Genomic DNA, 15,077 nt, shown 5'->3' with positions numbered 1-15,077 from the left:
TCTAATTGCCACTATTTTGGGAACGAAAACGACGCCAACCGAAAATTAAACTTAAACTAATGGAAGCAGCAATACTCCCTGGTTCTGGTATAGGAGTATAATTAGCTGTACTTGTGACGGTGTAGGATTCACCAGGTAAAAGGGTAAATTCCCACTGAAATGCCATAGCATTGTCACTTGCAGGGATGGGAAAAGGTGTATTTAGGGGTGGGGTATTACTTAGAGTAGTTGCCCCATCGTTGTCTAAAAAGAAATTGTTGTAAAGGGTAAAAAAATCGTTAATTTCGTAGCGATTTGGTGTAGGTGTGACCTCCGTGAGAATTGATAAAGGTCTAGTATCGCTATTCAGGATAATTGTACCTGGGTCCAGGGCGATCGCCTGATCCCTTTGGTCTAGTTGATTAAATTTAATATCCCAATCGTTATAGTCAAATAAGTTGATTTGTTGATTTTCAGAACCCAGATTAGTTAAAGTGACTGATTTACTGAGCAAAGATTTATTGCTTCCTGATTCTCCTCCTTGCAAACTGTAGTTAACTTCTGCTTCTAATTCTGTCCCTAGATATGTTAACTGTAATTGCTCTGATGTGGGTTGATTGACCGTGGGTGTATCATCGATTCCTTCTAAAAAAACCGACTCGTTATCAACTTCTCCTACACGGTAGTAGTAATTGGAAATAAAGACATTATCTGGACTACCTTCTACAAACCAAACCGTAATGCCATTGCGATCATTGACTTCTACTTCACTATTACCACTAGTTAAGGTAAATGATGCTGCTTGAACTCCACTCCAACTTGCTACTAAGGAAACTAGACTTAGTAGAGAGCTTCTCAATAGTTTTGCTTTCATCTGCTAAAAATAAAAATGATAATCATTCTTATAATAACAAAAAAGCAAGAATAGGAATAACTATTCTTATTTGGCGATCGCTACAAATAGTTGACAGCTAAAATAAAAATGTATGTAAAGTTTGAGCGATTTGAAATTTGTGACTAAGCCCAAGGATATTTGCCAAGTACGTTGTTTTAATATTGAGCTAGTTACTAAAGCTAGTGAAGCACTTCCCAATGATGATTTACTAGAAGAGATGATGGTTATTTTCGGCGCTTTAGCTGATAAATCACGTTTGAAGATTCTTTATGCTCTTAGTAATGGAGAAGAACTTTGTGTTTGTGATGTGGCAGCAATGCTTGAAATCAAGTTTGCCGCGGCTTCCCACCACCTGCGAAAACTTCGTGACCTCAAAATCCTCAAATATAGGAATGATGGTAAATTAGCTTATTACTCCCTGAGAGATAGGCGTGTAGCTGAGATCCTTCACCACGCTCTCCAGTTGCTTGTAGATTAAAACATTCTCATGAGCGCTTGAATATTGTTTTTTTGTGCTAATATTCAAATGTTAGTTTGAACGTTAGAAGGTGAGAATTGAGCTATGGGTGATAATTGCTGTCAAGCCAAAGCCTGCGAGTTATCAAAGCTGAGAAAACAGCAAGCCAAAGTGCTTTGGGTGGTTTTGTTGATTAATATAGTGATGTTTGTGATTGAGTTTTGGGCGGGGATGCGAGCAGATTCTCTATCCTTAACTGGTGACTCGTTGGATATGCTAGGAGATGCCCTGGTTTATGCAAGCAGTTTGTATGTCCTGAATAAGAGCATAAAAGCTCAGGCAAGAGCGGCTTTTCTGAAAGGAATAATTATGTTTTTATTTGCGATCGCCGTTTTTGCCAGAGCAAGTTATCAAATATTCATAAGCGCCAATCCAGAAGCATCAATTATGGGAACAATTGGATTTGTGGCGTTAATGGCTAATTTATTGTGTTTGTTACTATTAACCCGTCATCGGGAAGATAACCTGAATATGTCTTCAATTTGGTTATGTTCTCGTAACGACATAATTGCCAATACATCGGTGCTTGTTGCAGCAGTACTAGTTTTTCTGACTCACTCCATCCTACCAGATTTGATTGTTGGTTTATTACTAACCTTTGTTTTTGCTAAGTCAGCCGGAAAAGTATTGTCCCAATCATGGCAGGAGATGCAATAATATCAAGCTAAATATTTGCAATAAACCTATTGTAGCTAAATGAGAAAAGTTGTCAAGTAATTTATGTGACTTTTTATTAAAACTAATGTCAAAGGCTTTGAAAACGAGGGTTTGCTGACTTTAAGACTAACTCTGCCAATACCGAAAGCAAGTAAAGTATAATCCCGCCGATAATAAAATAAACAAGAATAATAAAATACCAAAATTATCCCATTGCTTCATGATTAACATCATTTCCAACAAGAAGAGAATAAACTGCCAAGGAATAGCAAGACAAGTAGCGATGATATCTCGTTTATTTTCCCTGTGAGTTTTAGCTTGAAGATGATTAGGTAAACTCTTACTAACCACTCCCCAAAAACCAAAAGGTCTAGTTACCTGATAAAAATTAGTAATAACTTCTAAATTAGTCTCTCTAGTTAATAGTGTTCCTAAAATACATCCGACAAGAGAACAAATACTCGGAACCAAAAACAGAATATACTCTTGGAATTGAGGGAAATCAACCAAAGGTAAAATAACTGCTTTAGTCATTATAGCGGCAACTAAACCTACTCCCGTACCAATAGCAAAACCATAACCATTAAATCGCCACCAATACCACCTCAATACCAAAGGAATAAACAATCCACTCCCTAACCCTAAGGTTAACCAACCCCAAATATCATTAATATTATCAACATAAAAACTAAACACTAATCCTATAGCAACAATTACAATAGAAGCTATACGCCCTTGGTTGACTAATTGTTGACTAGAAGCTTCTGGCTGTAGATAAGCTTGATAGATATCTTTTACCCAATAAGCCGCACTAGCATTAATAATAGAATCAAAAGTTGACATACCCGCCGCAATAAAACAGGCAACTAACAATCCTTTGATGCCAGTAGGAATATACTCACCAATTACAATAGGGAGAACTAATTCTGGGTCTGTAATTGTCTGATATTTGAGACCATAATCTATTCCCAGTATGGCTAAGGCTGTAACCAAGGGATAACGAAAAGATAATAAGAAAATCCAGAATAAAGACAGTAAACCCACCTCTTTTTCACTCTTAGCGGCAAAATAACGTTGGGTCACATAACCATCACCACCAGCCGCCCCTTGAAGAAGGACTTTAAACAGATAAAATAAAATTGCTCCAGCAAATAAGTTAAAAATTCCATAATCCCCAGGTAAATCTAGTGTAACTGGAGGAATAATACTACTCCATTCTGTTATATTCCATTCTTGTAACTGTGTTGTACCCGGAAGGGAAATAGTAAAATTATCTGGCAAATCTACTGTAGTCATTGCCAGAAAACAAATATATAAAATAGCAATAAAAATAAAAAATCCTTGGAATATATCTGTGAATACAACTCCATAGAAACCACTCATGGCTGTGTAAATCAAAGCGAAGACAATTAACAAAATTCCCGCTAATTTATCATCAATCCCCAAAAATTGCCCTAGGAATTTTCCACCTCCCACAGCAAAATATATTATTGAACCAATAGCAAAGACAATATTGGCTATAGCACTAATAATTCTAGCGATATTCCCTTCTTTACCTGAACCAAACCGTAACTGCATCCATTCAGCTACAGTCATTACCTGGGAACGACGATTCCATTTTCCCATAAAAGTCATTAAAACAGCTAAATATAATCCTATACCGCCACGAATTTCTATAAATAATCCCTTAGTGCCCAAAGCGTAGACTAAAGCAGTTATAATCATTGTACCTGCTATATCTGTATTAGAAGTCATTCCTGAGGCACCTAATACCCACCAAGGTAAACTACGATTTCCTAGAAAGTAAGAATCTATTCCCGTTGAGGCTTTTTTTTGTAAAAAGACTCCGCCAATGACAATCAAGATTAGGTAAATTGTGATAATTATGTAATCAATTTTTTCCATGATAAGAAACAATTGGGCGATCTTTCAGCAAATGTATAGCCTTGTGTGCTATACTACTAACCAGGTAAACATTATTGGCTTTACCTGATAATCCCTGATTAGATTAAAGTCATATTATAGCTCAAAGGATTACACGAAATCCCTGATGACACTTTCCTCTTTGCCTTCTTTCTGCTTAGATAATTCTACAATTTTTCTTAAACCCCCTTGTAGGGTGCGTTAACGAAGTGTAACGCACCGATGATTATCTTGTCTTCAGAAGCTGATCTTTTTATTTAGTTACACTTTCCTCTTTCTCTTTCTTTGTGCTTAGATAATTCGGTGCGTTACGGGCTTCGCCCTAACACACCCTACAATTACTACAGCTACAACTACTAATATAATGTTGGATTTCGTGACAAGGGCCCAACCTACAGGTTACTGGCTTCTTACTTCAAAACTCATTACTTATTACTCATTACTCATCTAGCGGTGCGTTACGGGCTTCGCACGCTTCACACCCTACTATTTTTCTTAAACCCTCTTGTAGGGTGCGTTAACGAAGTGTAACGCACCGATGATTATCTTGTCTTCAGAAGCTGATCTTTTTATTTAGTTACACTTTCCTCTTTCTCTTTCTTTGTGCTTAGATAATTCGGTGCGTTACGGGCTTCGCACGCTTCACACCCTACAACTACTTCACACCTTACAACTACTAATATAATGTTGGGTTTCGTTCCTCAACCCAACCTACAGGCTACCTTCTTACTTCAAAACTCATTACTTATTACTCATTACTCATCTAGCGGTGCGTTACGGGCTTCGCACGCTTCACACCCTACTATTTTAGATACGCTTGTATTGATTTTTGAGTGAGGCACGTTTGAAAAGAGTCATGTAGTCAGGAAAAGCTATATAATTTTATTAAGCATGAAATAGGACTACACTTTAAATACAAACTGTGTGATTTTCTCAAAAAAATAAATGATTTCAATTCAAGAAAAAATTAAACTTGCTATTATTTGGTGTCTGGCAGATAATCATCTGAGAGAAAGTAAATATAATTTAGCTTCACCAGAAGAGTTAAAAAGCTTATTAACAGCTAAAAAAGAATTTACTAACCTTTGGTCACAGGTAGAAAAACTAGAAACATTAGCTAATCAATTTCCTGATAATAAACAACAACTAAAACAAATAATTGTAGATTATCCCTTACTATGGTCAGAAAAAATTGGCCTAGTATATGGCGGAGCTACTAAAATTAAACAGTATGTTTTTAGTGCTGCTAAATTACCAGATATTCGCGGCGCGTCTGCTATTTTAGATAAAATTAATTTAGTCGATATTCCTAGTTTTTTTGGAGAAATACCAGGCTCCCAATATTCTCAAAGAGCAAAAGAATGGCTAGATAGAGAATACTCTCAACTTAGTAAAGCATTAATTCCTGAGTTGTTAATTTACTACAAAGGTGGTAATATTTTAACTTTTTGCCCCGCATTTTTAGTTGACGATTTAGCCGATGCTATTGAAAAACGCTACACTCAAGAAACGATTACTGCTAATTCCTGTGCAGTAGGAGCAACTTTTCGACCAATCGAGTTAGTTTTTGGTTTACTTAAAGATTCAGTTGATGAAACATTCTGGTTAGAAGATTATTTAGATAGTTTAGATAATAATTTAGTCAGCGCCTATTTTGAGCAAGAAGAAATAAAAGATCCTAAAGAGAAATTTAAAGCCCGTAAAAACTTTAATGAAGTAGTTACTAAACTAACTATCTTATTTAATCAAAGACGTAATGGCAATAACTATAATAGCCGCCCCTCTCGTCGTTATTCTATAATGTTAGAAACTCATCCCTATTTAATGACAGATGAGAGCGATCGCGCCTTGGCAACAACTCATGCAACATTACTACCACAAGATCCATATCTTTCTGAAACTTTAGCGAGAAAAAAATTAGTAGGGCAAATTACCAAAAGAGATAACGCTAGTATTAATTGGTATCAAACAACAGGCTTTGAATGGCAACCAGATAGAAATAATCTTACTAGTTGGGTAAAGCGTTTTGAAGAGTTTCTTGACGCAAACCCCTACTACTCCCAACTATATTATCAAAATCAAGAGCCAATCAAAGAAGCTCAAACTTTGATAGAAATAGGAGAGCAATCTAGAGGGTATGTGGCTTATATTTATGCAGATGGAAATAATATGGGGGGCTATATTCAACAAGAAATTAAAACCCCAGCCCAATATCAAAAGTTTAGCGAAGATATCTTTGAGGCTACCTCTAAATCAGTATATATGGCCATCGCTCAACATTTGCACCCCTATCAATTAAAGAATCTTCCTCCTGACAAAGATATTAGTAATAAAAATGGTGATTGGATTCATCCTTTTGAAATTATTACTATTGGGGGAGATGATGTTTTAATCGTAGTACCAGGTAATATGGGATTAGCGATCGCTCAAACAATTGGGATAGAATTTGAAAATATTCTCTTAACTAAAGGCGATACTTATTCTCTTAAAAACCCTAACCCTGATTCAGTCAGGTGTCAGCGCTACCGAAAAGATACAGCACTCTTAAGTAAATGTATTTTGAGCACCTCTAGCGGTGTCTTAATTACTTCTCACAATACTCCTATTTACTACGCTCAAAAACTATATAACCAACTGCTCAAACTAGCAAAAAAGAAAGCCAAATCCCTGAAAAAAACCCATCATTACTATAGCGGCACCATCGACTTTTTGAGTTTAAAATCTGTTAGTATGATTTCCTCTAATATTGAAGGCTTTCGAGAAGAAGGATTAACGGTAAAACCCATTTACAGTCAAACCCCTCTTAAACTGTATGCAGCACCCTATACCCTTCATGAAATAGCAGGTTTAATCAAAACAGCACAAGCCTTAGGCGTCTCTGAGTTTCCTAAATCCCAAATCTATCAAATTCGTAGTATACTAGCCCAGGGAAGAAAAACAGCAATATTAAACTACCGTTACTATACCGTAAGACTGAATGAGACCCAGCAAAATTTGATTAATCAAGAATTTGCCCAAGCTTGGTGTCAAGCTCAAAGTAATAACGGGAGTATAGCCCCCTGGATGTATCACAAAGATGAAGAAGATGGAGAAAATTACTACGAGACAATTTGGCGGGATTTAGTAGATATTTATGACTTTGTAGAAGTAAAAGAATTAGAAACAAGCGAAAAACTATGATTACAATTAACACTATTCTTAGTCAAAATAACAAAGAAATAATTGAGCTAACGGCAATTATAGAAACAGCTCTTTGTATAGGTGCAGGAGGCTCATCAGGCTCTTTAGCTGATAAAGCCATAGTGCGAGATGGGCAAGGAAAACTGATTATCCCCGCCTCTCAACTAAAAGGAAGAATACGTCATGAATGTGAAAAAATTGCCCGTGGTTTAGGCTGGGCAGTATGTGCCTCCCCTGGGGCAGAAACCATGTGCCCAGAAAGAGCAGGATTAACAGGGAATTTTCAACGCTCCCAATATCATCTCCAAGACAATTCCTATCCAGATAGTAAAAAACATCACTGTTTGATTTGTCAACTATTTGGTAATCCAACTCTTCCCTCTCGGATACTATTTGAAGATTTAGTTTGTCAAGAATTACCAGAAAACCTACCAGAAGTAATTCGCCCGGGAGTAACTATAAACCGTCGTCGGAAAACATCAGAAGAGCAAAAACTCTACTTTCTAGAAACCTCTCCAGTAAATATAGGCTTAGAATTCCAAGGAAACATAGAAATACTAGCACCTCTAAACTGGGAAGAAAACCTAAATCCAGACTACGCTAAAGCCCTGTTAATCGCCAGCTTGAAAAAAATTAACGCCCTAGGAGGAGCAAAATCTACAGGCTTAGGATGGCTACACTGGGAATTTAAGCAACTGCCACCGATTGCCGAAGGAGGGTGGAAAGACTTAATGAAAGCAAAGGTGGGAGAAAAATGACTACAAAAATTAAACTAGAGATTACCAGCTTATCTCCCCTAGCCATAGGGAAGAAAAAACCCGGATCCGTGAGTGAAGCAGAAGACTATATACGTGGCTCAGTAATTCGAGGAGCTATAGCCTCCTATCTACTAAGATTAGGAGAATTACCTGAAGCAGGAGATGACTTTCAGAAACTATTTATAGCACAAAACGCCGCCATCTTTACCAACGCCTACCCAGCACCCCACCTTCTCCCCGCCACCGCCGTTAGTGCTAAAGCCAAATCAGGTTTCCAACCCAAAGGTAACGGTGTATTTGACACCCTCATAGAGCGCTTTTGTGCTGAAAACTACGGCTTAATCTATAATCCCACCTGCCCAAAAGATTCTAGTAGAGTAGAGCCTTATGGTGGATTTTACCAACAACAGGGGCAACAATATCAAAGCAAATCACTAAGCAAACGTTTACTTACCCGAGTAGGAATTAATCGAAGTCTTGCCACATCTGAAGAAGAAATTCTCTACACCCTAGAAGTAATTAACGAGTATTCAGCAAAAGACAAAGAGAATGTTACCTACTTTGCTACAATTTTTCTAGAAGATGAGAATTTAGCTCAGGATTTAACTACATTGTTAAATCAAATTGACTTGCGTTTAGGGGGAAGCGCTTCTAGGGGTTTAGGAAAGGTTGCTGTTAAAGCCCAAATAGAAGCAGAAAATCAGAATATAAACACCAAAATTCAACAATTTAATCAACTATTACAATCTAGATGGCAGCAATGGTCAATTTTTAGCCCCAATCCCCCGAAGTTTCCCCAAAGAGTTTACTTTACCATCAATTTAGAATCAGATGGAATCTTTACCGAAAACTGGCAGCGCACCACCGTTATTTCTGAAACCATGTTAACCGAAGCAGCACAAATTGAAGATAATTCCCTACGACTAGAAACAGCCTATAGTAGTTACGATTACTGCTCCGGTTGGAATTGCGCTTGGGGATTAAAAAAAGATTTAGAATTAATTACCCAAAAAGGAGGCGTTTACTTATATAGTACGGAAAATCTAGATTTATGGCTAGAGCCTTTAGCTAAATTAGCCTGGAGGGGAATCGGTAAGAGAAATTTAGAAGGCTTTGGGCAAATTAGTATTTGTCATCCATTTCATTTAATTTTACGGGAGAATGCAGTATGAGTCAAACAACTAATTCAGTTTCTGAGTTACAAGATACCCTCAGAATCGAAAATGAGATTCGTCAATCCGAAGATAAACTAGTGCAAATGATTGAAAAGGCTTTAGACAAAAAAGATAGTTATGGTAAACTCGATAACTCACAATTTAGAAACTTATTAAGAGTTTCTACATCCACCGAAAGCCCAGAAGTAATTAAAAATTTTTTACGCTATCAATTAGGTAAAGATAAAAAATGGGGCAGAGGAAAAGATTCTTTAGCTATTACCATTATCAACGATATCGATACCCAAATACGCCAACAAGCCACAGAGATTGTGGGGAGTGAAGATGAAAATAAGCACAGAGAGATTTGGATTCGGTTAATCCGTCTTTATCTCGGTTATGGCGCGAGATATCTTGTTTATCTTCTTAAGTCTGATAAATCTAACAATAACAATAAGTAGTAGTAATTTAATTCTATGAGACATACATTAATTTGCACCGTTGGCACTAGTTTACTAGGTAATATTTCACGAGCTAATAATGAATTAACAGAAGCTTTTAATCAGCAAAATTGGCAAAAATTAGCTTTATTATTACTAGAAATAGATAATTTAGATCGCCTTTGTGGGGCAGAAATAAACTCAATTACCCGTATTTGCCAACAAAATCTACTCACCAATCAGCAGCGATTACTATTTTTAGTTTCCGATACAGAATCAGGAAAAAATTTAGGAGATATACTAAAATATTATTACCAGAATTCTCGTAATCAAAATCAATTTTCTCAAGTTGAATATCGAACTTTAACCGGATTAAGAGATGATGATGTTAAAGCTTTTCAAAACCAAGGATTAAAAAATCTTGTCAAAGAAATTAGTAAAGAAGCGAGAACATATTCTCCCGAAACTCTCGCCATTAACGCCACTGGCGGTTATAAAGCTCAAATCTCTTTTGCAGGAATGATTGGTCAAGCTTTGGGTATACCTGTTTATTATCTCTTTGAAAAGTTTTCTGAGATAATTGAATTGCCTCCTCAACCTATAGCTTTAGACTTAACTATTTGGCTTAATTATTATCCTTTGTTTGAAAAGTTAGAAACTGAAGACGTTATCTATAAATCAGAACTAGAAATCGATATCACTGCTGATAATAGATTATCAGGTTTAATTGATCAAGAAGGAGAAAACGATGATTATTTCATTTCTCTTTCAGCAATGGGTATATTATTTAGTGAACGTTGTCGCTTTGAGTTTGCTAAACAAGAAAAAACCCTACTATCTATTATTCCTCAAGATGATACTCCCCCAGAAAAGAAAAAAATTAAACTCTCAGATGATCATCATGGCAATGATCAATTACTTAAGTTTAGTAAGAAACTATGTCAATCTCCCTATGTAGTAGAGATTGTTAATTGTTTACCGTTTAATCCTAAGACTGACAAAGTAATTAGAAGGGTAAAAGATAATGGCTTGATTGAATTTATTTTAACTTGGACAGATGCAGGTTATGGAGTTTGTATCAAAACCACAGGCAGAAACCAAGCAGAAACTAATACCATTGCTATTCATCTTCAAAATGAATTTGCTACATAATATCAGGAGAAGTTAATGTTTGATATTTTTAAAAATCGCTTAGAAATAGATGGAACTTTGACCACAGTCACTGCCTTGAGAGTTAGTGCTGGACGTTCTACTGAACCGATTGGTTCAGACTTACCTGTAGTCAAAGATGCCCTAAATTTACCATTTATCCCCGGATCTAGTTTCAAAGGCGCCTTGCGTTCACGTTTAGAAGCTTTTTTACGAGGTATAGTGGGGAGCGATCGCCATTTAGTCGCCAATCCCGCTAATGAAAATGAATGGTCAATTACTGCTACACAAATGAGAAGCATCAAAGAAAATTTTACTGATGATGCTGCTTTGACTAGAGAAATTATTGCTAATACTGACTATATATCTCGTCTTTTTGGTTCACCTTGGTTAGCTAGTAAATTTCAGGTAAGAGATTTAACTGTCATTCCCGAAACTTGGTCTAAACAATATCAAGATAGAGATGGAGTAGCCATTGATCGCGATACAGAAACCACTGCTGATAATAAACTATATGATTATCAAGTAGTACCTGCTGGCACAGCTTTTCAAGTGAAAATTATCGTAGAAAATGCCGAACCATCAGAACTAGGCTTATTAATGATTGGCTTACACCAGTTAAAAACCGAACAAATACCCCTAGGTGGAGGGAGATCCCGAGGTTTAGGAGTAGTCAGATTAGTTGTAGAAAAAATGCGCTGGTTTGATTACCCAGAAAATCAACCAGATAAACTCATAGAATATTTGCAAAAACTAGTAAATGATGATGACACCGCCTATAGAGATGCAGAAGGTATACAGGATGAGTGGGTAGCTGCCTTAGTCTCAGATCTTGCATCTTTATCAAAAGTTACTGGTGGTGGTTGAGTAATGAGTCTTGAAGTCTTGAAGTTTTGAAGTAAAAGAATTGATCCTAACCACTTAAAAATTGATTTTCGCCTGTTGGCCTATTTAGTACTTAAAGTTAGTACAAAACTACTAATATAATATTTATTGTACTAAATTAGCTCGGGAGAAAACTTATTTATACTCAAATACAAAACAAAATAAGCCATGCACAAAAAATTAGTTAATTACTGTAGTCTTACAATAACTATTAGTCCCGAAGGACCAATATTAATTAAATCTGGACAAGAAAGCGCAGATCCCACAAAACCAGACTTAGAATTTATAGAAACCTACCATCAGGGAGGTAAAACTATCTATTTACCCGGTAGTAGTCTTAAAGGGGCAATTAGAGCCCATTCTGAGAAAATTATCCGCAGTATTGGGGAAGATAAACGCCCTGAATCTCCCGAAAAACTTTGGGCGAGTGATCCCACTAATAATAGTAATTTCGACTATCTCAAAAATGAAACTTCTCAAAATAAATATCGCCTCTCTTCTTTTACCGATCAATTATTTGGTCATGTATATTTAGCTAGTCGTTTGCGTATAGAAGATGCCTATCCCATAGATACTGCCGCACTTAAATTAGAAGAAAGAAATGGTATAGCCATAGATAGAGTATTTGGGTCTACGATAAAAGGAGCACTATTTAACTATCAAGTTTGTACTGGTGGAGAATTTGAAACCACAATTCACCTCAAAAACTTTACTCTTTCTCAACTAGCCTTAATTGGTTTAGTGTTGAGAGACTTAAACGAAGGCTGGTTTGGCATCGGTTTTGCTAAATCTAGAGGAATGGGAAGTGTCACAGTTAAATTAAATAAAGCAACCGTTACTTATCCCCATTGTTTACTTATCGATGAGAAGATTAAAGCCTTAGGAAGTAATAAAACTTGGCCAACTAAATATTTAATAGGGGTTGGAGAGTTTTTAACTCCTCAAGAAGTAGCTGACTATGGCTTTCCTAAAGATGATGCAGTAGAAACTTCCGTAGATGCAAAACCTATGGAATTAGGTATCGGTGTTAACTTAACTTGGGAAGGAGAGAAAATAGTAAAAAACTTATTTATCAAAGCGACAAAAAAATGGAAACAATTGTTAGAGGGGTTAACTGTATAAATGTCTTTTGTTGGCACTAAAACTGTTACCAAATCAGAATTCAACAGTATACTTAAACAAATGAATTCAGAATCCTGCTGGTATTTTTTACGCTGGGTAGACCGTGTATCTGGTTTTATCAAAGGTATCCCCACAGAAATACCCCCAGAAGGACAAATATTTAATTCAGATTGGGAATTACGCTGGCAAGCAACACCAAACAAGTATTCTTTACTGTTGTTAAGTCAAACTAGTAACTTATTTGATTTTCATCCCCTAGGCAATAATTGGGAAACACAAATACGCAAAGCATATCTTTATCCCAAAACAGAAACACGTTTTCCCAAAGGTATCAAAGTTAGTCAGGTAAATATCAATCAATGCTATTTTCGCGATCGCCAAACCGCCACTATCCATTTTATTGCTTTAACAACTAGAACATTATGACTTATAGACCCAATAATCAAGAAGAAAGAGAACCAAAACCATACTCTTTAGTATCTTTTTCCCAAGATAACATTGAGAGAAAAAAGCCTAGTGGACATCATAAGTATAATCATAATCAACTTACAGGGAAAATCAACCTTAACTTAGAAGTAAAAAATCCTGTATTTATTGCCTCAGGAGTTGTGGGAATGGGTAGGGATATCAGTTCCAAATATAACAGCATTCCTCTAGTTAAACTAGCCGTTAAAGGAGGAGAATCACTATTAATTCCTGGTAGTTCTTTAAAAGGAGTAGTAAGATCCGTGTATGAGGCAATTACTGCTAGTTGTGTCTGCAAGATTAACTTTAAAAAGGAAAAATTGGCAGACAAGGTACCCTATAACTATCAACCCTGTAGTAAAAAAGAAAAACTTTGTCCTGCCTGTCGCCTGTTTGGCGCCATGAATTGGCAAGGAATAGTTAGATTTCCCGATGCAATCCCCTCTCAAGTCACTACTAGTAGAGGCTTTCTTCCCTCACTTCATTCTCCCGACGAGAATAACCAAGACTATTATAATCAGTCATCAGGGAAAGTAAAAGGACGAAAATTTTATTATCACGCAGCTAGTCCAGCTAATCCCGATGGTAGCGAAGGTATTCCCATTGAAAAGGTAGATAAAGGCTCAATATTTACAATAGAGCTAAAATTTAGTAATCTTACTCAAGCAGAATTAGGCACTCTCTTAACAGCATGGGGAGTGGTAAAGAAACATCAATTTCCCTTCAATATCGGCAGTGGAAAACCCGTAGGTATGGGCACAATTCAAGCAGAAGTTACCGAAATGCAGATTGAATCAAATCTAAAATCTCGTTATCTTACCTATGAAGTAGAGACAAATGAACCCTTAACAGGAGATAAACTTAAAACAGAAATAAATAGATATAGTCTCATCGCCGAACAAGAATTAATCAAAACTCCACAACTAAAAGAACTTAAAGAAATTTGGAAATATCCCACCGAGAGAAAAGCAGCATCAGGAATGTATTAATCTATCTACTATTATGCCAACAACTGAGAATTTATACGATTTAAGTACCCAAGAATGGGAAATAGTCCACGACTTGGCGATCGCCTTTGTCAAAGAACAATATAAAATAGATTCAAATTCCCAAGGAGTTAAAAACGAATTAGAAAAAACTATTACCTATCTACGGACTTTTATTACCGAAGCAGAGGCAGGAAAACGTTATTTTAGTTATTTAGAAACTCTAGTCACAAAAGGTAAAACCATCGGACATAGCGGCAACACAATTAAATACTATAAAATAATTAGCCGTCTCTATAGTGAGTATCTGAAAACTTATGAGAGTCAGCCAGAGACTCTGTTAGAAATTCTCGGTTGGGTAAAAAGATTATTTACTTATTACAATCTCACGGAGATGGGAGAAACAAACTTATCTCAACCTACTACTAAGTTGACTAAACCAAAACTAAAGAAAGCATCTCAAGCTACTACTAAGTTGACTAAACCAAAACTAAAGAAAGCATCTCAACCTACTACTAAGTTGACTAAACCAAAACTAAAGAAAGCATCTCAACCTACTACTGAGATGACTAAAACACAACCAAACAAAGCATCTCAAGCCAGAGAAAAAAATATTGAACTAGTTGAACAAAACAATCTAAAAGTAGGCGATTTAGTTGATGCTACCATAACTAATATAAAAGGTAATAATGTCAGTTACTTAGTTTTAAACTCTCTTAAGCGAACTACGAAAGAACCAAAACAGGCTAAATTATTAAAAGTTGAGCAAAAAGTCAAGGTAGAAATTACGCAACTAAATGATGATGGTAGCATCAAAAAAGTAAAATATCATGGAGAGAGCGATCGCTCCTTCAATAAAATACCTTTAAGAGATAGTTAGGTTTCGGTGCGTTACGGCAATCATTCTTGCTAATTTTGATTTCCCCAGTGTTATTTGTGCCTAACGCACCCTACAGGATTTTAAGTT

The 15,077-nt window shown here is 36.3% G+C and carries 14 protein-coding genes; 12 read left to right on the top strand and 2 right to left on the bottom strand.

The features are described 5' to 3' along the window. Position 1 precedes the first annotated feature (1 nt). The gene (locus MW688_RS21690) at positions 2 to 853 is read right to left on the bottom strand and encodes a PEP-CTERM sorting domain-containing protein (RefSeq protein ID WP_486738097.1); all 852 of its coding nucleotides are present in this window, start codon (positions 851 to 853) and stop codon (positions 2 to 4) included. Positions 854 to 992: 139 nt separating this feature from the next. Between MW688_RS21690 and MW688_RS21685 the strand changes: the two genes are divergently transcribed. Together MW688_RS21685 and MW688_RS21680 are read left to right on the top strand one after the other, a co-directional pair. After that, a complete protein-coding gene (locus MW688_RS21685) occupies positions 993 to 1,352 on the top strand; it encodes an ArsR/SmtB family transcription factor (RefSeq protein ID WP_486738096.1) in 360 nt (119 codons plus the stop codon). 84 nt (positions 1,353 to 1,436) lie between these two features. After that, positions 1,437 to 2,048, top strand: coding sequence for a cation efflux transmembrane domain-containing protein (locus MW688_RS21680; RefSeq protein ID WP_486738095.1), 612 nt, complete (start codon positions 1,437 to 1,439; stop codon positions 2,046 to 2,048). Between the two features lie 126 nt (positions 2,049 to 2,174). On the opposite strand, the gene MW688_RS21675 is transcribed toward MW688_RS21680, so the two are convergent. Continuing rightward, the gene (locus tag MW688_RS21675; protein WP_486738094.1) at positions 2,175 to 3,953 is read right to left on the bottom strand and encodes a sodium:solute symporter family transporter; all 1,779 of its coding nucleotides are present in this window, start codon (positions 3,951 to 3,953) and stop codon (positions 2,175 to 2,177) included. A gap of 963 nt (positions 3,954 to 4,916) precedes the next feature. Here MW688_RS21675 and cas10 point away from each other — a divergent pair. From cas10 to MW688_RS21625, 10 genes are all read left to right on the top strand, one after another. Further along, complete coding sequence (gene cas10 / locus MW688_RS21670; protein ID WP_486738093.1) at positions 4,917 to 7,151, top strand: type III-B CRISPR-associated protein Cas10/Cmr2; 2,235 nt, start codon at positions 4,917 to 4,919, stop codon at positions 7,149 to 7,151. Further along, positions 7,148 to 7,909, top strand: coding sequence for an RAMP superfamily CRISPR-associated protein (locus MW688_RS21665; protein WP_486738092.1), 762 nt, complete (start codon positions 7,148 to 7,150; stop codon positions 7,907 to 7,909). Before cas10 ends, MW688_RS21665 begins: the two co-directional genes overlap by 4 nt. Beyond that, positions 7,906 to 9,081: a type III-D CRISPR-associated RAMP protein Csx10 gene (gene csx10, locus MW688_RS21660; protein WP_486738091.1), complete on the top strand. Its 1,176-nt coding sequence runs from the start codon at positions 7,906 to 7,908 to the stop codon at positions 9,079 to 9,081. The genes MW688_RS21665 and csx10 overlap by 4 nt, the downstream gene beginning before the upstream one ends. Further along, on the top strand, positions 9,078 to 9,524 hold the full coding sequence (locus MW688_RS21655; protein WP_486738090.1) for a hypothetical protein: 447 nt from the start codon (positions 9,078 to 9,080) through the stop codon (positions 9,522 to 9,524). The genes csx10 and MW688_RS21655 overlap by 4 nt, the downstream gene beginning before the upstream one ends. Before the next feature lie 15 nt (positions 9,525 to 9,539). Then, entirely contained in the window at positions 9,540 to 10,655 is a 1,116-nt protein-coding gene (locus MW688_RS21650; protein WP_486738089.1) for a putative CRISPR-associated protein, read from the top strand. A gap of 15 nt (positions 10,656 to 10,670) precedes the next feature. After that, the gene (gene csx7, locus MW688_RS21645; protein WP_486738088.1) at positions 10,671 to 11,519 is read left to right on the top strand and encodes a type III CRISPR-associated RAMP protein Csx7; all 849 of its coding nucleotides are present in this window, start codon (positions 10,671 to 10,673) and stop codon (positions 11,517 to 11,519) included. Between the two features lie 186 nt (positions 11,520 to 11,705). After that, positions 11,706 to 12,659 carry an RAMP superfamily CRISPR-associated protein gene (locus MW688_RS21640; RefSeq protein ID WP_486738087.1) on the top strand — a complete coding sequence of 318 codons (954 nt, stop codon included), beginning with the start codon at positions 11,706 to 11,708 and terminating at the stop codon, positions 12,657 to 12,659. Further along, positions 12,660 to 13,085, top strand: a complete 426-nt coding sequence (locus MW688_RS21635) for a hypothetical protein (RefSeq protein ID WP_486738086.1) — start codon at positions 12,660 to 12,662, stop codon at positions 13,083 to 13,085. Next, complete coding sequence (locus MW688_RS21630) at positions 13,082 to 14,113, top strand: RAMP superfamily CRISPR-associated protein (RefSeq protein ID WP_486738085.1); 1,032 nt, start codon at positions 13,082 to 13,084, stop codon at positions 14,111 to 14,113. The genes MW688_RS21635 and MW688_RS21630 overlap by 4 nt, the downstream gene beginning before the upstream one ends. 13 nt (positions 14,114 to 14,126) lie before the next feature. Further along, a complete protein-coding gene (locus tag MW688_RS21625) occupies positions 14,127 to 14,990 on the top strand; it encodes a hypothetical protein (protein WP_486738084.1) in 864 nt (287 codons plus the stop codon). The last annotated feature ends 87 nt before the right edge of the window (positions 14,991 to 15,077 follow it).

Source organism: Johannesbaptistia floridana, assembly GCF_057440575.1.
Note: the sequence above shows the minus strand (reverse complement) of the source record. Positions and strands in the feature narration are given on the sequence as shown.

Excerpts from the sequence above, each read along its gene's own strand:
- MW688_RS21655 (WP_486738090.1), top strand. The coding sequence starts at position 9,078 with ATGAGTCAAACAACTAATTCAGTTTCTGAGTTACAAGATACCCTCAGA.
- MW688_RS21675 (WP_486738094.1), bottom strand. The coding sequence starts at position 3,953 with ATGGAAAAAATTGATTACATAATTATCACAATTTACCTAATCTTGATT.
- MW688_RS21640 (WP_486738087.1), top strand. The coding sequence starts at position 11,706 with ATGCACAAAAAATTAGTTAATTACTGTAGTCTTACAATAACTATTAGT.
- MW688_RS21690 (WP_486738097.1), bottom strand. The coding sequence starts at position 853 with ATGAAAGCAAAACTATTGAGAAGCTCTCTACTAAGTCTAGTTTCCTTA.
- MW688_RS21680 (WP_486738095.1), top strand. The coding sequence starts at position 1,437 with ATGGGTGATAATTGCTGTCAAGCCAAAGCCTGCGAGTTATCAAAGCTG.
- MW688_RS21665 (WP_486738092.1), top strand. The coding sequence starts at position 7,148 with ATGATTACAATTAACACTATTCTTAGTCAAAATAACAAAGAAATAATT.
- cas10 (WP_486738093.1), top strand. The coding sequence starts at position 4,917 with ATGATTTCAATTCAAGAAAAAATTAAACTTGCTATTATTTGGTGTCTG.
- csx10 (WP_486738091.1), top strand. The coding sequence starts at position 7,906 with ATGACTACAAAAATTAAACTAGAGATTACCAGCTTATCTCCCCTAGCC.
- MW688_RS21630 (WP_486738085.1), top strand. The coding sequence starts at position 13,082 with ATGACTTATAGACCCAATAATCAAGAAGAAAGAGAACCAAAACCATAC.
- MW688_RS21625 (WP_486738084.1), top strand. The coding sequence starts at position 14,127 with ATGCCAACAACTGAGAATTTATACGATTTAAGTACCCAAGAATGGGAA.
- MW688_RS21650 (WP_486738089.1), top strand. The coding sequence starts at position 9,540 with ATGAGACATACATTAATTTGCACCGTTGGCACTAGTTTACTAGGTAAT.
- MW688_RS21635 (WP_486738086.1), top strand. The coding sequence starts at position 12,660 with ATGTCTTTTGTTGGCACTAAAACTGTTACCAAATCAGAATTCAACAGT.
- csx7 (WP_486738088.1), top strand. The coding sequence starts at position 10,671 with ATGTTTGATATTTTTAAAAATCGCTTAGAAATAGATGGAACTTTGACC.